Annotated in this window: 16 protein-coding genes; 11 read left to right on the forward strand and 5 right to left on the reverse strand. The window is 73.6% G+C overall.

From position 1 onward, the window contains the following. Window positions 1-206: 206 nt before the first annotated feature. The 3 genes from ACFYO5_RS33215 (at window position 207) to ACFYO5_RS33225 (ending at window position 3,723) form a co-directional block, all read left to right on the forward strand. The gene (locus ACFYO5_RS33215; protein ID WP_388716024.1) at window positions 207-989 is read left to right on the forward strand and encodes a DUF4142 domain-containing protein; all 783 of its coding nucleotides are present in this window, start codon (window positions 207-209) and stop codon (window positions 987-989) included. A 104-nt stretch (window positions 990-1,093) separates the two neighbouring features. Next, window positions 1,094-1,882 carry a TIGR04222 domain-containing membrane protein gene (locus tag ACFYO5_RS33220; RefSeq protein WP_388716027.1) on the forward strand — a complete coding sequence of 263 codons (789 nt, stop codon included), beginning with the start codon at window positions 1,094-1,096 and terminating at the stop codon, window positions 1,880-1,882. 227 nt (window positions 1,883-2,109) lie between these two features. After that, a complete protein-coding gene (locus ACFYO5_RS33225; protein ID WP_388716030.1) occupies window positions 2,110-3,723 on the forward strand; it encodes an alpha/beta hydrolase in 1,614 nt (537 codons plus the stop codon). Here the strand turns inward: ACFYO5_RS33225 and hemQ are convergent, their stop codons facing one another. Both hemQ and hemG read right to left on the reverse strand, forming a co-directional pair. Further along, window positions 3,724-4,455 carry a hydrogen peroxide-dependent heme synthase gene (gene hemQ, locus ACFYO5_RS33230; RefSeq protein ID WP_388716033.1) on the reverse strand — a complete coding sequence of 244 codons (732 nt, stop codon included), beginning with the start codon at window positions 4,453-4,455 and terminating at the stop codon, window positions 3,724-3,726. It lies immediately after the preceding gene. A 5-nt stretch (window positions 4,456-4,460) separates the two neighbouring features. After that, entirely contained in the window at window positions 4,461-5,915 is a 1,455-nt protein-coding gene (hemG, locus tag ACFYO5_RS33235; protein WP_388716036.1) for a protoporphyrinogen oxidase, read from the reverse strand. Between the two features lie 182 nt (window positions 5,916-6,097). Here hemG and ACFYO5_RS33240 point away from each other — a divergent pair, with 182 nt between their 5' ends. Both ACFYO5_RS33240 and ACFYO5_RS33245 read left to right on the forward strand, forming a co-directional pair. Beyond that, window positions 6,098-7,030, forward strand: a complete 933-nt coding sequence (locus tag ACFYO5_RS33240) for a DUF4349 domain-containing protein (RefSeq protein WP_388716039.1) — start codon at window positions 6,098-6,100, stop codon at window positions 7,028-7,030. 203 nt (window positions 7,031-7,233) lie between these two features. Then, window positions 7,234-8,640, forward strand: coding sequence for an FAD-dependent oxidoreductase (locus ACFYO5_RS33245; RefSeq protein ID WP_388716467.1), 1,407 nt, complete (start codon window positions 7,234-7,236; stop codon window positions 8,638-8,640). Between the two features lie 240 nt (window positions 8,641-8,880). Here ACFYO5_RS33245 and ACFYO5_RS33250 read toward each other — a convergent pair whose 3' ends face one another. Then, window positions 8,881-9,150 (reverse strand): hypothetical protein, encoded by a 270-nt coding sequence (locus ACFYO5_RS33250; protein WP_356562350.1) that lies wholly within the window; start codon window positions 9,148-9,150, stop codon window positions 8,881-8,883. Between the two features lie 125 nt (window positions 9,151-9,275). Between ACFYO5_RS33250 and ACFYO5_RS33255 the strand changes: the two genes are divergently transcribed. Continuing rightward, window positions 9,276-10,082: a rhomboid family intramembrane serine protease gene (locus ACFYO5_RS33255; RefSeq protein WP_356562348.1), complete on the forward strand. Its 807-nt coding sequence runs from the start codon at window positions 9,276-9,278 to the stop codon at window positions 10,080-10,082. Window positions 10,083-10,279: 197 nt separating this feature from the next. On the opposite strand, the gene hemE is transcribed toward ACFYO5_RS33255, so the two are convergent. Continuing rightward, on the reverse strand, window positions 10,280-11,347 hold the full coding sequence (gene hemE / locus ACFYO5_RS33260; RefSeq protein ID WP_388716043.1) for a uroporphyrinogen decarboxylase: 1,068 nt from the start codon (window positions 11,345-11,347) through the stop codon (window positions 10,280-10,282). A gap of 186 nt (window positions 11,348-11,533) precedes the next feature. On the opposite strand from hemE, the gene ACFYO5_RS33265 reads away from it, so the two are divergent. The 5 genes from ACFYO5_RS33265 to ACFYO5_RS33285 all read left to right on the forward strand — a co-directional run bounded on the left by ACFYO5_RS33265 (window position 11,534) and on the right by ACFYO5_RS33285 (window position 19,184). Then, window positions 11,534-12,202 (forward strand): DUF3000 domain-containing protein, encoded by a 669-nt coding sequence (locus ACFYO5_RS33265; protein ID WP_388716046.1) that lies wholly within the window; start codon window positions 11,534-11,536, stop codon window positions 12,200-12,202. A 642-nt stretch (window positions 12,203-12,844) separates the two neighbouring features. Continuing rightward, entirely contained in the window at window positions 12,845-13,507 is a 663-nt protein-coding gene (locus ACFYO5_RS33270) for a response regulator transcription factor (RefSeq protein ID WP_356562343.1), read from the forward strand. A 205-nt stretch (window positions 13,508-13,712) separates the two neighbouring features. Next, the gene (locus tag ACFYO5_RS33275; protein ID WP_388716050.1) at window positions 13,713-15,101 is read left to right on the forward strand and encodes an HRDC domain-containing protein; all 1,389 of its coding nucleotides are present in this window, start codon (window positions 13,713-13,715) and stop codon (window positions 15,099-15,101) included. Window positions 15,102-15,831: 730 nt separating this feature from the next. Next, window positions 15,832-17,049, forward strand: coding sequence for an acetyl-CoA C-acyltransferase (locus tag ACFYO5_RS33280; RefSeq protein ID WP_356562339.1), 1,218 nt, complete (start codon window positions 15,832-15,834; stop codon window positions 17,047-17,049). Next, window positions 17,046-19,184, forward strand: coding sequence for a 3-hydroxyacyl-CoA dehydrogenase NAD-binding domain-containing protein (locus ACFYO5_RS33285; protein WP_388716053.1), 2,139 nt, complete (start codon window positions 17,046-17,048; stop codon window positions 19,182-19,184). The genes ACFYO5_RS33280 and ACFYO5_RS33285 overlap by 4 nt, the downstream gene beginning before the upstream one ends. Window positions 19,185-19,285: 101 nt before the next feature. On the opposite strand, the gene ACFYO5_RS33290 is transcribed toward ACFYO5_RS33285, so the two are convergent. Then, window positions 19,286-20,302 carry a hypothetical protein gene (locus tag ACFYO5_RS33290; protein ID WP_388716056.1) on the reverse strand — a complete coding sequence of 339 codons (1,017 nt, stop codon included), beginning with the start codon at window positions 20,300-20,302 and terminating at the stop codon, window positions 19,286-19,288. Window positions 20,303-20,622 lie beyond the last annotated feature (320 nt).

Consider the following 20,622-nt stretch of genomic DNA (forward strand, 5'->3'; position numbering starts at 1 on the left):
GTTAACACCGGCGTCGGACCACCGTCCCCGCCAGACGATTACCGACGGTTTCCCCCCTTTCACCCCCTGCCCACAGCCCTCTTTTCCTCCACGGATGTCCGAGTTGCCACGCTTCGCCCGTGTACGGCAGTCGGCCCCGCAGGCGAAGTAGCATGCCAACTCCGCACCCGAAGCCCGAGCGTGCGGTGCCGTGAGCAGGAGGCACCATGCGACCCCGCCCCCCGATCCAGGGCAGAGGCATCCTCAGTGGGACCGGTCTCATCGTCGTCGGCCTGGCCGCGACACTCGTCGCGCTGATCTTCCCGGTCTGGTCGTACGAGGATCGGTCGGGCACCGGCGTCGACGTACTGAACGCGGAGACCGTGGCGACGCAGTACGGGCCGCTGTCCGGGCTCGACCGCGACTTCGTCACCAAGGTGCGGCTGGCCGGGCTGTGGGAACTCCCGGCCGGCCGGCTGGCGCAGAGCAAGGGCACGACCGAGGCCGTACGGACGGCGGGACGCCATCTCGTCGAGGGACACGCCTTCCTGGACGAGCGGGTGCGCACGGTCGCCGCGCAGCTCGGGCTGGCGCTGCCGAACGAGCCCAACGGTCAGCAGAGCGACTGGCTGAAGCGGCTGGACGCGGCGGACGGCGAGGACTTCGACCGCGCGTTCGCCAACATCCTGCGGCTGGCGCACGGCCGGGTGTTCTCCGTCGTCGCCCAGGTGCGGGCCGGCACCCAGAACGCGCTCGTGCGCGACCTCGCCGACGACGCGAACACCACCGTCCTGGACCACATCAAGATCCTGGAGGCCACCGGCTACGTCGACTTCGCCGGCCTGGCCCGGGACCTGGCGACCGGCGGCACCCCGCCGGCCACCCGTTCCCCCGCACCGCCCGGCCCGGTCGCCGACCCCGGAGCGGTCGTGCCGCTCACGCCGTCGCCGTCCACCGGCTATCCGCTCCCGCCGGCCGCGACCGGTCCGCCACCGTCCGACGGCTCCTGACCCGCCGGGACGAAGGCGGACGGAACGTCACCTGTCCACCACGCCCGGTCCGGATGGTGAACAGGGCATGGCGTCTCCCGATGCCTCCGGCATAGAAACGTGTCATGTTCTGGGTCCTTCTGCTGCTGTCGGCCTGGGCCGTGGCCGGTGTCGCGTGCACCCGGCTGTGCCTGGCCGCCGTCCGTGCGGCGTCCGCCGACGCGGCCCCGGATCGGGAACACGACCTGACGCTGTACGAGGCGGCGTTCCTGTCCGGCGGGCCGGGCCGGGTCGCCGAGCTGACCCTGGTGTCGATGGCCCGGCAGCGGCGGCTGCTGCTCGCCCACACCGGCTGGGCCACGGTCGTGGACCCGCACGGACGCGACGAGATGGAACGGTCCGTCATAGGGGCCATCGGCCCCCAGGGCCAGTCGCGCATCGGCCCGGTGCGGGCCGCCGCGGCGGCCGCCGACGCGGTGCGCGGACTCGCCGACCGCCTGGTCGGCGCCGGCCTCGCGGTGCCCGACGGCGCCCGTACGACGGTGGCGGCGGGCGTCCGGCAGGTGCGCGGTGCCGCCCTGGCCGTCCTCGCGCTGGGTACGGCCGCGCTGCTGACGCCGATCCCGTCGGACCTGCCGCGCGCCCTCGTCGCCGCCTGGTTCGGGCTGCCGCTCGCGCTCACCCTGAGCTGCCTGGCCCTCGCCCGGATCGAGGCGCACCCGTACTCCCGCTGGGCCTCCCCGGCGGGACAGCACCTGCTGGCCGCCCTGCCCCTGCGCACCACGGCCACGAGCGACGATCGCACGTACCTCACCTCCATCGCCGTCCGCGGCATCCGCGCGGCACCCGAACCGGACCTCCGAGCGGCGTTCGCCCACCGGGACCCGGGCCACGGGGCGTACGGGGGCGACTGAGGTCGGCGGTCGCGCCGACCGGGCATCCGGCAGGCCCCGTGGAACCTCCTTGGCGCGGGCGCGCCTCGGGGCGGGGCCCGGCCGAGCCTCGCCGGCCCCCGGCGCGTACGCGTACCGCGGGGGCGCACAGGGGGCATTGGTGCCGACACCCTCCCGTGGTGCTTGCCCTCGGCCGGGGGCGGACGAAGCATCCCCTTTGTCGTAGCCACGCCTCGAAGGGACGCCCGATGAGAGCTGCCGTCTACTCGGCCGCGGGAGCCCTGCTCCTGACCACCCTGTCCGCGGTCCCGGCGGGCGGGACCCCGAACGCCGTCCCCGGCGCAGTCCCCGGCGTCGTGCTCGCCGTCGAGCGGGCCGCGGCGGAGGGCGTCGACTTCGGGGCCTGCTCGTACCTGCCGGATCCGCCGGAAGGCATGGAGTGCGGCACCGTCGGCGTGCCGCTCGACTACGCGCGGCCGGACGGCAGGCGGATCGAGCTGGCCGTCAGCCGGATCCGGGCCACCCACCGCGACCCGCGCAACAGCAAGCGCCGGGTGCCCGGACAGGGCTCGCTGGTCTTCAACCCGGGCGGGCCGGGCGCCTCGGGACTCTTCTTCCCGCTGATCGGCACCATCCCCGAGTGGAAGCGCGTCGGCGCCGCCTACGACCTGGTGGGGTACGACCCGCGCGGGGTCGGCCGCTCGGCCCCGCTGTCCTGCGAGGACCCGAAGACCTTCTTCAAGGGGCCCGCCCCGGCGCCGACGCACCCCTCACAGGCGTACAAGCGGGAGCGCGTGGCGCGGGCCAAGGCGTACGCGCGCGGCTGCGCTCAGCGCACGGGCGAGGCGCTGCGGCACTACAACTCGCTCAACAACGCCCGTGACCTGGACGTCCTGCGGGCCGCGCTCGGCGAGGACCGGCTGACGTTCATGGGCGCGTCGTACGGCACCTACTTCGGTGCGCTGTACGCGGCGCTGTTCCCCTCGCACGTGCGGCGGATGGTGTTCGACGCGGCGGTGAACCCGGATCCGGCGCGGATCTGGTACCGCAACAACCTCGGCCAGTCCGCGGCGTTCGAGAGCCGCTGGGAGGACTTCCGGGAGTGGGTCGCGCGGCACGACCGGGTGTACAGGCTGGGCAGGACCTCGCAGGCGGTGCTGCGCGGCTACGAGCGGGCGCAGGAGAAGCTGGCCGCGGAGCCGGCCGACGGCAGGGTGGGGCCCGCGCAGTTGCAGGGGGCGTTCCTCCAGGCCGGGTACTCCGACGACTCCTGGCCGTCCCGCGCCGAGGCGCTCTCGGCGTACCTGAAGGGCGATCCGAAGCCGCTGGTCGCGCTCGCCGCGCCGCCCCGGGAGGCCGCGGCCGCGGCGGCGGCGGAGAACGCGAACGCCGTCTACACGGCCGTGGAGTGCAACGACGGGCCGTGGCCGACGGACTTCCGGGTGTGGGACCGGGACAACACGCGGCTCGCGCGGGTGGCGCCGTTCGAGACCTGGGACAACGTGTGGACGAACCTGCCGTGCGCCTACTGGCAGGCACCCCGTCAACAGCCCCTGGACGTACGGACCGGGCCCGGCGAGCTGCCTCCGACGCTGATCCTGGCGGCCGAACGGGACGCCGCCGCACCCTACGACGGCGCCCTGGAGATGCACCGGCGGCTGACGGGGTCGGTGCTGGTGACGGAACGGGACGCCGGCACCCACGGCATCGCGGGCGGGCCGAACCCCTGCGTCAACGGCCATCTGGAGGCCTACCTGCTGGAGGGGCGGCTGCCGGCGCGGCACGCGGCGTGCGCGCCGCACGCGGAACCGCGGCCGGCCGACCCCGCCGAGAGGACGGCGGCCGCCCGGCCGGCGCGCTGATCAGGCGAGTCCGGCGACCAGCTCGGCGATGTCCTTGCGGCGGCCCGTGTAGAACGGGACCTCTTCGCGGACGTGCATACGGGCCTCGGAGGCGCGCAGGTGACGCATGAGGTCGACGATGCGGTACAGCTCGTCGGCCTCGAAGGCCAGGATCCACTCGTAGTCGCCGAGGGAGAAGGAGGCGACGGTGTTGGCGCGGACGTCCGGATAACCGCGGGCCATCTTGCCGTGGTCGGCGAGCATGCGGCGGCGGTCCTCGTCGGGCAGCAGATACCAGTCGTAGCTGCGCACGAAGGGGTAGACGCTGATGTAGTCGCGCGGCGTCTCGTCGGCCAGGAACGCCGGGACGTGGGAGCGGTTGAACTCGGCGGGGCGGTGCAGCGCCATGTTCGACCACACCGGCTCCAGGGCGCGGCCGAGGCGGGTGCGGCGGAAGAGGTTGTACGCCTCCTGGAGCTGGTCGCTGGTCTCGGCGTGCCACCAGATCATGAGGTCGGCGTCGGCACGCAGACCGGACACGTCGTAGGTGCCGCGGACCGTCACGTCCTTGGCGGCGAGCTGGTCGAACAGCTCCTGGACCTCGTCGGCGTAACCTGCGCGGTCCTCGGGGAGGGTGTCCTTCAGCCTGAAGACGGACCACAGCGTGTAGCGGATGACCTCGTTGAGGTCCTTGGCCAGCTTGCCCTTGTTCGGGATCCTGCCGGGCTCGGTGGTGGGGGCGTCGTCACTCATGGTTCTCATTCTCCCGCCCCGCCGTGCAGACTTTGCACGGGGTCGGCCGTCAGCTCCCGTCCCGCGCTGTCGTCGCCGCCGATCCGGTCGACCGCCGCGTAGGCGCTCGCGATGCAGGCGGGGATGCCGACGCCGTCGTAGGGCGCGCCGCACACCGCGAGGCCGGGGAGCTTCGCGACGTGCTCGCGGATGCGGGCCACGCGCGCGTGATGGCCGACCGGGTACTGGGGCAGGCCGTCCGTCCACCGGGTAACGCGGGTTTCGAGGGGCGTGGCGTCCAGGCCGGTGGCGGCTTCCAGGTCGTGCCGGGAGACGTCGACGAGTTCGGCGTCGGAGGACTGAAGGATCTCCGTCTCGCCGTGCCGTCCGACGGAGGTGCGCACCACGGTGACGTCCGGGTTCTCGTCGGCGATCCAGCCCCACTTCCGCGACGCGAAGGTGGCCGCCTTGATGGTGCGGCCGTCGACGGGCGGGACGAGGAATCCGCTGCCGTCCGGCAGGACGGCCCGGGAGCGGCGGTAGGCGAGCGTGACCAGGGCCATCGAGGCGTACTCGACGGTGCGCAGTTCGGCGGCGGCCCCCGGGGACTCGGCGGCGAGCAGTGCGGCGGCGGCGGGCGCGGGGACGGCGACGACCACCCCGTCGGCGTGCAGGACCCGGTCGCGGGCGGTGACGCGCCAGCCGCCGGCCGGCTCGCGGCGCAGCGCGCTCACCGGCGCGCGGGTCACGATCTCGCCGCCGCGCGCCTCGACGGACGCGGCCACCGCGAGGGGCAGTGAGCCGACGCCGCCCTCGACGCCCATGAAGACCGGCCCGGTCTGCTGGTTCGCGGCGGCCTTCGCCTGGATCTCGCGGACCGCCTCCGTGAGCGAGCGGTGCGTGCGCGCGGCCTGGAACAGCTGCGGGACGGCCGAACGCATCGAGAGGCGGTAGGCGTCGCCGGCGTAGACCCCGCCGAGCAGGGGCTCCACCAGGCGGTCGACGACCTCACGGCCCAGGCGGGCGGCCACGAACTCGCCGACCGCCACGTCCTCGCCGACCTCGGTGCGGGGCAGGTCGGCGTCGCGGGCGATGCGGGCGAGCCCCTCGTCGGAGAGGACGCCGGCCAGCGTCGAGGCGGTGCCGGGGACGCCCATGACATGGCCCTTGGGCATGGGGCGCAGGGCGCCGCGGGTCCAGATCGAGGCGGTGGCGGTGGCCGGCGGCTGGAGGCGGCCGGTGAGGCCCACCTCGCGCGCGAGGGCGACCGCCTCGGGGCGGCGGGCGAGCATCGACTCGGCGCCCAGGTCGACCCGGACGCCCGCGATCTCACCGGGCAGCAGCTTGCCGCCGACCCGGTCGGACGCCTCCAGGACGGTCACGCGCGCGCCGCGCTCCAGCAGCCGGTGGGCGGCCGCCAGCCCCGCGATACCGGCTCCCACCACGACGACGTGCCCCGTGCTCGTACCCGTTGCGCTCATGTCCCCACTCTCTCAAACCGCACCGACGCCCCGATCGCGCCCCCGATCGCCCCGTGTCCGTCCCCGGGTGTCCTTCCCGCGTCCCGACCGTGACCTGTTCGGAACCGTTGGAGGCCAACGTCCCGGACCGCCCGCGCGTCGAAGGACCGACAGCCGTCGCCGAACCCCGGGGGTACGCCCACATGCGCACACGACGTTCCGTACGACCCGCCCACGCCCTGACGGGCATCCTGCTCGCCGCCGCCGTCGCCCTCACCGGATGCGGCGCCGGCGCCGGCGACACGGCGGACAGCGGCAGCGGCTCCGGGAAGGCGGCCGGCCCGGAGGCCGGCGTCGCGCGGCCGGCCGAGGACGCCAAGGCCGGTGCGGGCGCGAGCGGCTCGAAGGCGACCACGGCGCCGAAACCGTCCGCGAACCGCATCATCCGCACCGCCACCCTGACCGTCCAGGTCAAGGACGTGCCCAAGGCCCTCGGTCAGGTCCTCACCACCACCGAGAACGCGGGCGGTTACGTCAGCGACGAGACGACCGTCCATGACACGGACAGCAGCGAACAGACCCACGTCGTCCTGCGGGTGCCGGTGGACAAGTACGACGACGTCCTCGCCGGCCTCCAGGGCGCGGGCAAGCTCCTGGAGCGCACGGCGAAGGCCCAGGACGTCACCGACCAGGTCGTGGACGTGGAGAGCCGCATCACCTCGCAGCGCGCCAGCGTGACCCGCGTCCGCGAACTGATGGACCGGGCGACGAAGCTCAGCGACGTGGTCACCCTGGAGGGCGAACTCGGCCGCCGGGAGGCCGACCTGGAGGCCCTCCTCGCCCAGCAGGCGTCCCTGAAGGACCGCACCAGCATGGCCACGATCACCCTGACCCTGTCGGAGAAGCCCGTGCCGGTCGAGGCGGAGGACGACGACCCCGGCTTCGTGGACGCGCTGGCCGGCGGCTGGGAGGCGTTCGTGACGATGCTGCGCTGGATCGCGGTCGTCTTCGGCGCGGTGCTGCCGTTCGCCGCGGTGCTCGCGGTGCTCCTGTTCGTGTGGCTGCGGCTGCTGCGGCCCCGGCGCCGACCCGCGCGGGCGGTCGAGGCCGAGCGGGAAGGGACCGAAGAGGACTGATCCCGTCGCCGGCCGGACCTCGGAGGGACCGGCGGAACCGGCCGGACGGCACCGGGCCGGACGGAACCTGCCCGGACGGCACCCGGCCGGGCAGGACCGGACCGGACCGGGGCAGGCCGGACCGGGACAGGCCGCGCAGGACCGGGACCGGCAGGGCCAGGCCAGGCCCACATCCCCGTGCGCCGTAGCGTGTCGGCATGAGGATGAGGGAGAGCACGGGCCGCGGGGCGGCCGGGCGGGAGCGGCTGGTCGTGATCGGCGGGGACGCCGCGGGCATGTCCGCGGCGTCCCAGGCCCGTCGGCTGAGGGAGCCCGGAGAACTGGACGTCGTGGCCTTCGAGCGGGGCCACTTCACGTCCTACTCGGCCTGCGGCATCCCGTACTGGGTCGGCGGTGACGTCGCCGAGCGGGACGAACTGGTCGCCCGCACCCCGCAGGAACACCGCGCGCGGGGGATCGACCTGCGCTTGCGCACCGAGGTCACGGAGATCGACCTGGCCCGGCAGCGGGTGCACGCGCGTGACGTCGATTCCGGGGCGGATTCCTGGGCGTCCTACGACAAGCTCGTCATCGCCACCGGAGCCCGGCCGATCCGGCCGGAGATGCCGGGGGCCGACGCGGACGGCGTGCACGGGGTGCAGACGCTGGACGACGGGCAGGAGCTGCTCGACACGCTCACGCGTGCACGCGCGCGTGGGCGGCATGCCGTGGTGATCGGGGCGGGCTACATCGGCGTGGAGATGGCCGAGGCGCTCATCAAGCGCGGATACCTGGTGACGGTCGTCAACCGGGGCAGCGAGCCGATGTCGACGCTCGACCCGGACATGGGCCGCCTGGTGCACCGGGCCATGGAGGGCCTCGGCATCACCATGGTGAACGACGCCGAGGTCACCGGGCTGCTCACCCACGACGACGGCCGGGTGCGGGCGGTCGTCACACCGGACGCCGAGTACCCGGCGGACGTGGTGGTCCTCGGCATCGGCGTCCGCCCGGAGACCACCCTGGCCGAGGCGGCGGGCCTGCCCCTGGGCGCCCACGGCGGTCTCCTCACCGACCTGGCGATGCGGGTGCGCGGCCACGAGAACATCTGGGCCGGAGGTGACTGCGTCGAGGTCCTGGACCTGGTCTCCGGTCAGGAACGCCACGTGCCCCTCGGCACCCACGCCAACAAGCACGGACAGGTCATCGGCACCAACGCCGGCGGCGGCCACGCCACTTTCCCCGGCGTCGTCGGCACCGCCGTCAGCAAGGTGTGCGACCTGGAGATCGCCCGCACGGGCCTGCGCGAGAAGGACGCGCGCCGGGCCGGCCTCCGGCACGTGACCGTCACCATCGAGTCCACCAGCCGGGCCGGCTACTACCCCGGCGCCTCCCCCATGACGGTCAAGATGCTCGCCGAACGCGGCACGGGCCGTCTCCTCGGCGTGCAGATCGTCGGCAGGGAGGGCGCGGCCAAGCGCGTCGACATCGCGGCGGTGGCCTTGACGGCGGGCATGACCGTCGAACAGATGACGAGCCTGGACCTGGGTTACGCCCCGCCGTTCAGCCCGGTGTGGGATCCCGTACTGGTGGCGGCGCGAAAGGCGGCGTCGAAGGTGCGGGCCTCGTGAGCGCACCGAGCCGCACCCGCGACGCGCCCCGATCCTGTCGCCGCCTCTCCGTCGTCCGCCCGCACGGCGGGCCGCACGACGGGCCGGGTGACGGGCCGCACGACGGGCCGGGCGGCGTCCGGTGCCTGATCGTGGTGTGCCGGGCGGACGGCCTCGTCCCGGAGGTACGCGGGCCTTCGCCCGGTGCGGCGGGAGCGCGTGCCGGGCGTGGCCCGGCGGACGGGATGGCGACGACCGGGCCTACGCCGTCCCGCTGAGCCGCGGCAACGCGGAGACCGCCGCCGAGGGCGGCTGTTCGGCCGGCTTGGCGTGCGCCGCCGGCGCGGGCCGCGACCGCAGCCGGTGGCTGACGGCCTCGTCGAGCGTCACCGGCCGTTGCGTCTGCGCGGCCAGCCGCCCCGCCTCCTGGCCGAGCCGTGCCACGTCCTCCCAGGGGAGCCGGATCACGAGCGCGATCTCCGCCTCGCCGTCGGGTGTGGCGTGCATCGGAGGAGTAACCCGGTCGTTCATCGCCTGTTCCTCACGTCGTTCCCGCGGCCCGCCTTCCCAGTGCCGCGGGCGGTTGCCGGTTCATACGCGTCCGCGGGGAGCCCCGTTCACCGATTCACCCAACGGATCGGGGGCAGTACTTCCTTGTGGTCATCCCCGTCCATGACGTGAACCCTGTGCGCCGCACTCCCGTGGTGACGTATGCGCTGATCGCCGTGAACGTCTTCGTGTTCCTGTTCATGCCGGGCCTGTCCGGCTCGGTGGCCGGTGACAGCACGCTGGCGCAGACCTGCCATCTGCACGCGTTCCTGGAGCACTACGCGGCCGTCCCCCGCGAGCTGATCCACCATCAGTTGCCGCAGCTCGTCCCCACCGGGGAGGTCCGCGGCGGCGGCTGCCTGGCGGGTCCACCGGACTACGAGAAGTCCCCGGCGCTGAGCGTCCTCACCGCGATGTTCCTGCACGGCGGCTGGCTGCACCTGCTGGGCAACATGCTGTTCCTGCTGATCTTCGGCAACAACGTCGAGGACCGCATGGGCCACGTCCGCTTCGCGCTGTTCTACGTCGCCTGCGGCTATGCGGCGTCGTACGGCTTCGCGCTCGTCAACGCGGACTCGACCGACCCGCTGATCGGTGCCTCGGGAGCGATCGCGGGGGTGCTGGGCGCCTATCTGGTGCTGTACCCGAAGGCCAGGGTGTGGGTCCTGGTGCCGTTCCTGATCTTCCTGCCGCTGCGGCTGCCGGCCTGGGTGGTGCTGGGGTTCTGGTTCGGCCTCCAGGCGGTGTACTCGTCCGGCGAGGGCGTCTCCGACGCGGGCACGGTGGCGTACGCGGCGCACGTCGTCGGCTTCCTCGCGGGCATGCTGCTCGCCTGGCCCCTGAAACGCGGCACGCCGCCGCCCCCGGAGCCGCGCGGCCTGCTGTTCGGCAGGAGAGCCCGGCCCGGCTGGTGAGAGCCCGCGGCGGCCGTCCGCCCCGGGCCGGGTGGGACGGCCCGAGGTGGAGGAAGCGCCGCCGGCCGGGCAGGGCGTGGGCTTGACCGGCCTCGGCGGTGCCACGGCAGGCCGGCGTCTACCTGACCGGCCTCGGCAGGCCCGGCACCGGCGGTCGCGGGCTCCCCGCGCGCGGCGGATGCGGCGGACCCCGCGGGTCAGCGAGCGGTGTGGGTGTGGACGTACTCCACGAGGCGGGTCAGCGCGTCCGGGTCGGTGGACGGCATGACGCCGTGACCGAGGTTGAAGACGTGGCCCTCCAGGCCCGCGGCGGCGTCGAGGACCTCACGGGTCTTGGTCTCGACGGCCTCGGTGGACGCGAACAGCACCGTCGGGTCGAGGTTGCCCTGGAGCGCCTTGCCGGGACCGACCCGGCGGGCGGCCTCGTCGAGCGGGACCCGCCAGTCGACGCCGACGACGTCCGCGCCGGCCTCGCCCATCAGGCCGAGCAGCTCACCGGTGCCGACGCCGAAGTGGACGCGCGGGACGCCGTACCCGGCGACGGCCTCGAAGACCTTCACCGAGGCGGGCATCACCGAGCGGCGGTAGTCGGCCGGGGCGAGGGCCCCCACCCAGGAGTCGAACAGCTGCACCGCGGAGGCGCCCGCCTCGATCTGCACCTTCAGGAAGGCGGCCGTGATGTCCGCGAGACGGTCCAGCAGGTCGGCCCAGAGCCCGGGGTCGCCGTACATCATCGCCTTGGCGTTCTCGTACGTGCGCGACGGACCGCCTTCGACGAGGTAGCTCGCGAGGGTGAAAGGCGCGCCCGCGAAACCGATGAGGGGGGTCGGGCCCAGCTCGCGGGTCAGCAGGCCGATCGCCTCGGTGACGTAGGAGACGTCCTCGGGGGTGAGGTCGCGCAGCCGGGCGAGGTCGGCGCGGGTGCGGATCGGCTCGGCGACGACCGGGCCGACGCCGGGCTTGATGTCGAGGTCGAGGCCGATCGCCTTGAGGGGGACGACGATGTCGCTGAAGTAGATCGCCGCGTCCACGCCGTGCCGGCGCACCGGCTGGAGGGTGATCTCGGTGACCAGCTCCGGCCGCATGCAGGACTCGAGCATCGGGACGCCCTCGCGCACCTTGCGGTACTCCGGCAGCGAGCGCCCGGCCTGGCGCATGAACCACACGGGCGTGTGCGGCACCGGTTCCCGCCGGCACGCCTTCAGGAAGGGGCTGTCGTACGTCGCTGTCGGCTGCCGGCCCGCGGGGCTCTCGTTCGCGCTCACGACGGCAAGTCTCCCATGGCGCGGAAACCCGGCGGAAACCGGCGGGGCCGCCGCCCTCACCGCCCGCGGCACACCCGTCGGCACCCCCCTGACCGTGCGCGTGTTCGCCCAGCGCGCAGCCGTCCGAGGTGCGCGCACGGGTGTCTTGCCCTGCGCGAGGCTCCCGTTCCCCTTAATCTTCCCCGCATGGCTGCGGCTCAGGGACGACTGTCGGACGGCACGGGCGGGATGGATGACGGGAACGAGGAGGGCCGGGAGGGCGGCAGGGCGGATCCCCCGCCGTTCCGGGCCGCCGTCGACGCGCTGAGGACCGCCCGGCTGCGGCCCCAGATCGAGGTCGAGCCGACACCGGCCCCGCGGCGTCTCGCGCCGTACGCGTACGCGCTGGAGGCGACCGTCGTGGACGGCGACCAGGACCTGGCCGACGGTCGCCTCGTGCTGCTGCACGACCCGGCCGGGCACGACGCCTGGCGCGGCACCTTCCGGCTCGTCACCCTGGTGCGGGCGGAGCTGGAGCAGGAGATGGCCGTCGACCCGCTGCTGCCGGAGGTGTGCTGGTCGTGGCTGACCGGGGCGCTCCAGGCGCGCGGGCTGACGTACGGCGAGCCGAGCGGCACGGTCACGCGCGCGAGTTCGCACCACTTCGGCGGGCTGTCGGAACGTCCGCCGTCCTCGCAGATCGAGATCCGGGCCTCCTGGACGCCCCGCGAGGGGCTGGGCGGGGTGCCGGACACGGCGGCGCACATGGCGGCCTGGTGCGATCTGCTGGCGCAGGTCGCGGGGCTGCCGCCGGCCGGTCCCGGGGACGCCTCCGTGGTGACGCTGCCGCAGCGGCGGGGCCCGCAGTCGCACTGACCACGCCCACCGGCGGATCCCGCCGCACCCCGCCCTCGCACGCCTCGCCGACCGCCGGCACCCCCGCGGCCGCTCGGACGGCTCCGGCCGCGTCGCCTCCCCCCGCGTCGCCTCCCCCGGCCGCCCCGGCCCCGCTCCGGCCGCCCCCGCCGCTCCGACTTCGCTGACCCCCTTCCGGCTTCTCGGCCTGCTCGGCCTTCTCGGCCTGCTCCGCCTTCTCGGCCTTCGCCGGTCTCACCGACCACCGGGCTTCCCGCGTCTCCGCGTCTCCGCGTCTCCGCGTCTCCGCGTCTCCGCGCTCCTGTGGTCGGCCGTGCCGCCCTGGGCTTTCCGGCCGACCGGCCATGCTCACGCGCCGTGTTCGGCGCCGATAACCGCGGACTCCCTCGAACGGCCGCCTCGATTGACCATCTCTTTGTCGATACGGCCACTTTCGATCGCATACAACGCCCGCTCAAACCGATTCGATCTTCGGATGATCGATCACGCGTCCGAATTGCACGGATTGTTACTCACTAGATCGTGATCATTCTCTAAAGGACCAAGGGTTCGGTGCCGAAGACGACTGTGACCTTGAAAGCACGGTTCGTCCCGGCTTCATCCCCACGAGCCGGCCCCGTCGTCCCCCTCCCAGGAGGCCTGGTGTCCGTTCTCCTCGAGCAGCCCGCAAGCCTGGTCGCCTACCGCCCGAACAAGCCCACCGCCATGGTGGTCGTGGCCGACCCGCGCGTCCGCTCCACCGTCACCCGCCACCTGTGGGCGCTCGGTGTGCGCGACGTCATCGAGGCCTCGTCCGTCGCGGAGGCTCGTCCCCGCATCGGCAACCCCCGCGACATCTGTGTCGCCGACGTCCACCTTCCCGACGGCTCCGGCCTCACCCTCCTGCAGGAGACCCGCGCCGCGGGCTGGCCCAACGGGCTCGCCCTCTCCGCGGCCGACGACATCGGCGCCGTACGCAACGCCCTCGCCGGCGGCGTCAAGGGCTACGTCGTCACCGGCACCCGCACCAACGTCGGGCTCCCCACCCGGCCCGGTGCCGCCCCCATCGGCGCGGCCGCCGCCCGCCTCCACCGCCGCCCCCCGGGTGCCCCGAGCCACCCGGGCGGCTACCGCGAGCTGTCCGGCCGCGAGGTGGAGGTGCTGCGTCTGGTCGCCGAAGGCCAGTCCAACAAGGCGATCGGCGTCTCCATGGGCCTGTCCGCCCTGACCGTCAAGAGCCACCTCGCACGCATCGCCCGCAAGCTCGGCACGGGCGACCGCGCCGGGATGGTCGCGGTGGCGCTGCGCACCGGCATCATCCACTGAGGACCACGGCCGGGCCGAGGGTCCGCCCCCATGTCAAGCACGATCCCGCCCCTCCCCCGATCGGCCGCTGATCCACCCCTCTCCCCCTCGATCCGCCCGATCCACGCCTTCCCCTTCACCGACCTGACTGGTTTGCGACCCCGCGGAGCCCGCCGACGGAACGTTCCGTCGGCGGGCTCCGTCCACACACGGATACCCTTGACAGGTGACCGACGCCGAAGAAACCGCAGCAGCCAGCTCACTGCGAACCACCGGGGGCGCCCCTCCGGAAGACGACGGATCGACTGCTACCGGGGCGCCGACACCACTGCTCGAACCGCGCGAGGGCATTCCCCCCGTGATCGCGGACGACGCCGCGCTCGCCGAGATGATCGCCGTCTTCGCCGCCGGCTCCGGTCCCCTCGCCGTGGACGCCGAACGCGCGTCCGGCTACCGCTACGGCCAGCGCGCCTATCTGGTGCAGTTGCGCCGCGAGGGCGCCGGCACCGCACTGATCGACCCCATCGCCTGCCCCGACCTCTCCGGGCTCGGCGAGGCCCTGTCCGGCGTGGAGTGGGTCCTGCACGCGGCCACCCAGGACCTGCCCTGCCTGCGGGAAATAGGCATGGTGCCCACCCGCCTCTTCGACACCGAGCTGGCCGGGCGGCTCGCCGGGTTCCCCCGCGTCGGCCTCGGCGCGATGGTCGAGGGCGTCCTCGGTTTCGTCCTGGAGAAGGGACACTCGGCCGTCGACTGGTCCACCCGTCCGCTGCCCGAGCCGTGGCTGCGCTACGCCGCCCTGGACGTCGAACTCCTCGTCGACCTGCGGGACGCGCTGGAGAAGGAGCTGGACCGGCAGGGCAAGCTGGACTGGGCCTGGCAGGAGTTCGACGCGATCGCCTCCGCGCCGCCGCCCGAGCCCCGCAAGGATCCCTGGCGCCGTACGTCCGGAATGCACAAGGTGCGCCGACGCCGCCAGCTCGGTGTGGTGCGGGAGCTGTGGCAGACGCGTGACCGGATCGCCCAGCGGCGGGACGTGTCGCCCGGCAAGGTGCTGTCGGACGCGGCGATCGTGGAGGCCGCGCTCGCCGTGCCGGTCAACGTGCACGCGCTGGCCGCGCTCAACGGCTTCGGGCACCGGATGAGCCGGCGCCAGCTCGAGCAGTGGCAGGCGGCCGTCGACCGGGCCAAGGCACTGACCGAGTCGCAGCTGCCGCAGCCGGGGCAGTCGGTCGTGGGGCCCCCGCCGCCGCGGGCCTGGGCGGACAAGGACCCCGAGGCGGCGGCCCGCCTCTCGGCGGCGAGGTCGGCCGTCTCGGCGGTGGCCGAGGAGCTGAACATGCCGCAGGAGAACCTGATCTCCCCCGACACCGTCCGCAGGGTCTGCTGGGAGCCGCCGCAGCCCGTCGACACGGAGTCGATCGCGTCGGCCCTGACGGCCCTCGGCGCACGACCCTGGCAGGTCGAGCAGGTGACGCCGGTGCTGACGGCGGCACTGTCGGCGAAGGGGACGGGCGAACAGGGAAGCGGCACGCGCCAGGCCGGGTCCGGGTCACCGGTGGCCGGGGTGGAGGAGACCGGCGCGGAGGAGACCGGGGCGCGGGGACCCGCCTAACCGCCGTGGACATCGCTGTCATACGGCGACCGCCGCGGCCGTGAGCGGGCTCGTGCCCGCCCCCCTGTCGGCGGCCTCACCTGATCGCCGCTCCTGCCGAGAGTCGCCTCCCGTGGGCCGCTCAGGGGCCCGCGAAGGGGAACAGCGACGTCGAAATCGCGCCAAGATCCCGTACGGCGGTGCTCACGCACACCCGGTCGGACCGGTCGGCGACGGACGTGCACGCCGTCGGCCGCCGCCGGGCTCGCGCGGCGACCGAGCGGGGGGCCGGGCTGGCGCGGCGACCGAGCGGGGGCGGGGCGGGCGTGTCGCGCGCGGGACGTGTCGGCGTCGGTCCGGGACGACTCCCGGCCGTGCCGGCTGATCGTCCGACGCTCACCGGGATCAGCCACGACGATCAGCGGCGACGTGCGCGGACAGGGCGCGGAGGCGGCCCGTACGCTGTTCGGGCCTCAACACCGAAGGCGGACCGTCCTGCGATCCGGAGACGGACCCCTCCTGCGACCCTGGGACGGACCGTTCTCCGATCCGGAGACGGTCCGCGAAGCCGTCGGGAGGCCGCGACCGTGCGACGCCGCGGGGCTCGACCGCTCCGCCGGACGTGTGACATTCGCCGCTCCCACCGCAAGGGCTGTGCAGCTACGTTACCCACAAGTAGCATGGGTTCTGAGCGCGCGCTCAGCGCTTGCGCAACGCAGCAGTGCCATCCCGCACCTGGAGGAGAGCCATCGTGCCTCGTACCGTCAGGGACGTCGTCTTCGTAGACGGCGTCCGTACCCCGTTCGGCAAGGCGGGCCCGAAGGGCATCTACCACGAGACCCGGGCCGACGACCTCGTCGTGAAGGCGATCCGGGAGCTGCTGCGCCGCAACCCCGGTCTCGACCCGAAGAAGGTCGACGAGGTCGCCATCGCCGCGACCACGCAGATCGGCGACCAGGGCCTGACCATCGGCCGCACCGCCGGCATCCTGGCCGGTCTGCCGACCTCCGTGCCCGGTTACTCCATCGACCGCATGTGCGCGGGCGCCCTGACCGCCGTCACCACGGTCGCCGGCTCCGTCGCCTTCGGCGCCTACGACATCGCCATCGCCGGCGGTGTCGAGCACATGGGCCGCCACCCCATGGGTGAGGGCGTGGACCCCAACCCGCGCTTCGTCAGCGAGAAGCTGGTCGACGAGTCCGCCCTGTTCATGGGCATGACCGCGGAGAACCTGCACGACCGCTACCCGCAGATCACCAAGCAGCGCGCCGACGAGTACGCCGTGCGCTCCCAGGAGAAGGCCGCCAAGGCCTACGCGAACGGCAAGATCCAGGCCGACCTGGTCCCGGTCTCCGTTCGGCGGACGAGCCCCGAGGCCGGTGAGACGGGCTGGGGCCTGGTCACCGCCGACGAGCCGATGCGTCCGGGCACGACCCTGGAGAACCTGTCCGGGCTGAAGACCCCGTTCCGCGTCCACGGCCGGGTCACCGCCGGCAACGCGGCCGGTCTCAACGACGGCGCCACCGCTTCCCTCATCGCCTCCGAGGACTTCGCGCGCGAGAACGGCCTGCCCGTCAAGATGCGCCTGGTCTCCTACTCCTTCGCGGGTGTCGAGCCGGAGGTCATGGGCTACGGCCCGATCCCGGCCACGGAGAAGGCACTGGCCCAGGCCGGTCTGTCCATCTCCGACATCGGTCTCTTCGAGATCAACGAGGCCTTCGCCGTCCAGGTCCTGGCCTTCCTGGACCACTACGGCATCGCCGACGACGACGAGCGCGTCAACCAGTACGGCGGCGCCATCGCCTTCGGCCACCCGCTGGCCTCCTCCGGCGTCCGTCTGATGACGCAGCTGGCCCGCCAGTTCGAGGAGCAGCCGCACGTCCGCTACGGCCTGACCACCATGTGCGTCGGCTTCGGCATGGGCGCGACGGTCATCTGGGAGAACCCGCACTTCGAGGGGGACAAGTGAGCACCACCGCTGAGCTGCTGAAGGGTGCGGCCGAGCTGTTCCCGGACGAGGTCGTCACGTCGGCGCACGTACGCCACTTCGACCTGCCGCAGGGTGCCGGGCGCTTCGCCCTGATCACCCTCGACAACGGCCTGGACCACACCAAGCCGACCACCTTCGGACCGCAGTCGCTGGCGAACCTGAACACCGCCGTCGACCAGGTCGAGAAAGAGGCCTCGGCCGGCGAGATCGTCGGTGTCGGCGTCACCGGCAAGCCGTTCATCTTCGCGGTCGGCGCCGACCTCAAGGGCGTCGAGCTGCTGAAGGAGCACGAGCACGCGCTCGCCATCGGCAAGGGCGGCCACGAGGTCTTCAAGCGCCTCTCCGGCCTGGCCGTGCCGACCTTCGCCTACTACAACGGCGCGGCCATGGGCGGCGGCGTCGAGGTCGGTCTGCACTGCACCTACCGCACGGTGTCCGCGGCCCTGCCCGCCTTCTCGCTGCCCGAGGTCTTCCTCGGTCTGGTCCCCGGCTGGGGCGGCTGCACCCTGCTGCCGAACCTGATCGGCGCCGACAAGGCCGTCTCGGTGATCATCGAGAACTCGCTCAACCAGAACAAGCAGCTCAAGGGCGCCCAGGTCTACGAACTGGGCATCGCCGACGCCCTGTTCGAGGGCGCGGACTTCCTGGAGCAGTCGCTGATCTGGACGGCGTCCGTCCTCAAGGGCGAGATCGTCGTCGACCGTCCGGTGATCGACCGCGGCGAGGCCTGGGACCAGGCCGTCGCCAAGGGCCGTGCCCTCGCGGACAGCAAGGTGCACGGCGCGGCCCCGGCCGCCTACCGCGCCCTCGACATCATCGCCGCCGCCAAGAACGGCGACCTCCAGCAGGGCTTCGACGCCGAGGACCAGGCCCTCGCCGACCTGATCATGGGCGGCGAACTGCGCGCCGGCATCTACGCCTTCAACCTGGTGCAGAAGCGCGCCAAGCGTCCCGCCGGCGCCCCGGACAAGAACCTGGCCCGCCCGGTCACCAAGGTCGGCGTCGTGGGCGCGGGCCTGATGGCCTCGCAGCTCGCCCTGCTGTTCCTGCGCCGCCTGGAGGTGCCGGTCGTGCTGACCGACATCGACCAGGAGCGCGTCGACAAGGGTGTGGGCTACGTCCACGCCGAGATCGACAAGCTGCTCGGCAAGGGCCGTGTCAACCAGGACAAGGCCAACCGCCTCAAGGCGCTGGTCACCGGTGTGCTGGACAAGGCCGAGGGCTTCGCGGACGCGGACTTCATCATCGAGGCCGTGTTCGAGGAGATCGGCGTCAAGCAGCAGGTGTTCGCGGAGGTCGAGGCGGTCGCCCCGGCGCACGCGGTCCTCGCCACCAACACCTCCTCGCTGTCCGTCTCCGAGATGGCGTCGAAGCTGAAGAACCCCGAGCGGGTCGTCGGCTTCCACTTCTTCAACCCGGTCGCGATCCTGCCGCTGCTCGAGATCGTCCGCGGTGAGCAGACCGACGACGCCTCCCTGGCCACGGCGTTCGCCGTCGCCAAGAAGCTGAAGAAGACCGCGGTGCTGGTGAAGGACGCCCCGGCGTTCGTCGTCAACCGGATCCTCACCCGCTTCATGGGCGAGATCCAGAACGTCATCGACGAGGGCACGCCGGTCGAGGTGGCGGAGAAGGCGGTGGAGCCCCTGGGCCTGCCCATGTCGCCTCTCGTCCTCCTGGAGCTGGTCGGTCCCGCGATCGGCCTGCACGTCTCGGAGACCCTCAACCGGGCCTTCCCGGACCGCTTCACGGTCTCCCCGAACCTCGCGGCCGTCGTCAAGGCGGGCAAGCGCGGCTTCTACGTCTACTCGGCGGAGAACGGTTTCAAGCCGGAGCTGGACCCGGAGGTCGCCGCGCTGCTGAAGCAGGGCGACACCGTCCTGACCGAGGAGCAGGTCCGCGAGCGCGTCCTGGACGCGGTGGCGCAGGAGATCGGGCTCATGCTCGACGAGGGCGTCGTCGCCGAGGCCCAGGACATCGACCTCTGCCTCATCACCGGTGCCGGCTGGCCCTTCCACCTCGGCGGCATCACGCCGTACCTGGACCGTGAGGGTGTGTCGGAGCGGGTGAACGGCAAGAAGTTCCTGGCTCCGGGCGTGGCGTCGATCCCGGCGTAGCACGGACGCACAGCAGGGACGCGTACGCGTACGCGTGAGAAGAGGGCCTCCGCCGGTCGGCGGGGGCCCTCTTCCTGTCCGTGCGGGTGGGCCGAGACCCGTCAGACCTCCTGCCACGCCGTCAGCGCCAGTCCCGGTTCGTCCTTGCGGCGGGTGACGAGGAGCCGGCCGGCCGACGGGGACAGGCTCGCCGCGACCACCCGGTCCTCGTGGTCCCGGGCGAGGGCCACTTCGGCGTCGGCGGGAAGCCGGGGTCCCGACTCGGTCCACCAGGCGCCGGCGCCCTCCTCCTCCGTGGGGTACGCCGCGAAGGCGACCCGGCCGCCGGCCGAGCGCTGGGCGAGCAACGTGCAGTCGTGGCCGTCGAGTTCACAGCGCACGGCGGCCACCGGACCGGGGCCCGCCGCGGCGAGCAGGGCGACGGGCTTGCCGCCGGGCCGCCAGGCGCACAGGTCGCCCGAGTGGTCGGTGTAGTACAGCGTGGTGCGCTGCGGCGAGGTGGCCAGGGCCCGCAGGGTGCCGGGGCGGACCGGCGTCTCCAGTGACTCCCCGAGGACGGGCGGGGTGCCCGGCTGCTCCTGCCGCCAGTGCTGGAGCCCGCCGGGGACGGCCGCGTACGCCTCGACGCGCCCCGACTCCCCCGCGAGCGCCACCGGCGCTCCCTCGACGTCCGGCCCCTTCAGGTCGCGCCACGGGTCCCAGCCGCCCTTCTCCTTCTGGGCGGCCATGCCGAGTCCGGTGCCGGCGCGGGCCACGAAGACGTGCGCCCGCCCCTGGGCGTCCACCGCCACGGCGGGGGTGCCGGTGCGGTCGCCCTTGGCGTTCGGGTGGCCGACCGGGGCCCAGTCGAGGGCGGCGAGCAGGGGCCGGAAGTGGACGGAGTGCACCAGGCCCGCCTGGCCCGCCGCGGTGGGCCGCCAGGAGACCAGATGGGCGTACGCGTCGCGCCCCCGGCCGACGGCGAGGACGGGATGCACCTTCTGGTCGCCGCCGACTTTGCGGGGTGGGTCCCAGGTGCCGCCGGGGGTGTGCTCCGCGCGGCACAGGACCGCGTCGTCCGACGTCAGGTAGACACAGAGCCGCCCGTCGCGGCCACGTACGAGCCATTCGCCGTTCACCCGATCACTGTATGACGGCCGTCCCCGGACGCCCGCGCGCGGGGCAGGTCGGAGGCCGTCGTGCGCGGGCGGGTGCGGGGCCGCGGTGCGGGGCCAGGTCCGAGGCCGTCGTCGCGGGGCCGTCGTCGCGGGGGGGCGCGTCCGAAGCCGTCGTCGCAAGGCCGTCGCGCGGGGCCGTCGCCCGTGGCCGTCACCCGGGACCGGCTCCGAAGCCGTCATCGCAGGCCGTCGTCGCGGGGCCGTGTCCGAAGCTGCCGTCGAGGGGCCGTCGTCGGAGGCCATCGCCCAAGGCCATCGCCCAAGGCCGTCGCCCAGGACCG

The sequence above is a fragment of the Streptomyces sp. NPDC006259 genome (assembly GCF_042870975.1).
GTDB lineage: Bacteria > Actinomycetota > Actinomycetes > Streptomycetales > Streptomycetaceae > Streptomyces.

Coding starts and splice junctions, on each gene's coding strand:
- ACFYO5_RS33265 (WP_388716046.1), top strand. CDS start 11,534: ATGGCTGCGGCTCAGGGACGACTGTCGGACGGCACGGGCGGGATGGAT.
- ACFYO5_RS33225 (WP_388716030.1), top strand. CDS start 2,110: ATGAGAGCTGCCGTCTACTCGGCCGCGGGAGCCCTGCTCCTGACCACC.
- hemQ (WP_388716033.1), bottom strand. CDS start 4,455: ATGAGTGACGACGCCCCCACCACCGAGCCCGGCAGGATCCCGAACAAG.
- ACFYO5_RS33245 (WP_388716467.1), top strand. CDS start 7,234: ATGAGGGAGAGCACGGGCCGCGGGGCGGCCGGGCGGGAGCGGCTGGTC.
- ACFYO5_RS33240 (WP_388716039.1), top strand. CDS start 6,098: ATGCGCACACGACGTTCCGTACGACCCGCCCACGCCCTGACGGGCATC.
- ACFYO5_RS33250 (WP_356562350.1), bottom strand. CDS start 9,150: ATGAACGACCGGGTTACTCCTCCGATGCACGCCACACCCGACGGCGAG.
- ACFYO5_RS33220 (WP_388716027.1), top strand. CDS start 1,094: ATGTTCTGGGTCCTTCTGCTGCTGTCGGCCTGGGCCGTGGCCGGTGTC.
- ACFYO5_RS33215 (WP_388716024.1), top strand. CDS start 207: ATGCGACCCCGCCCCCCGATCCAGGGCAGAGGCATCCTCAGTGGGACC.
- hemG (WP_388716036.1), bottom strand. CDS start 5,915: ATGAGCGCAACGGGTACGAGCACGGGGCACGTCGTCGTGGTGGGAGCC.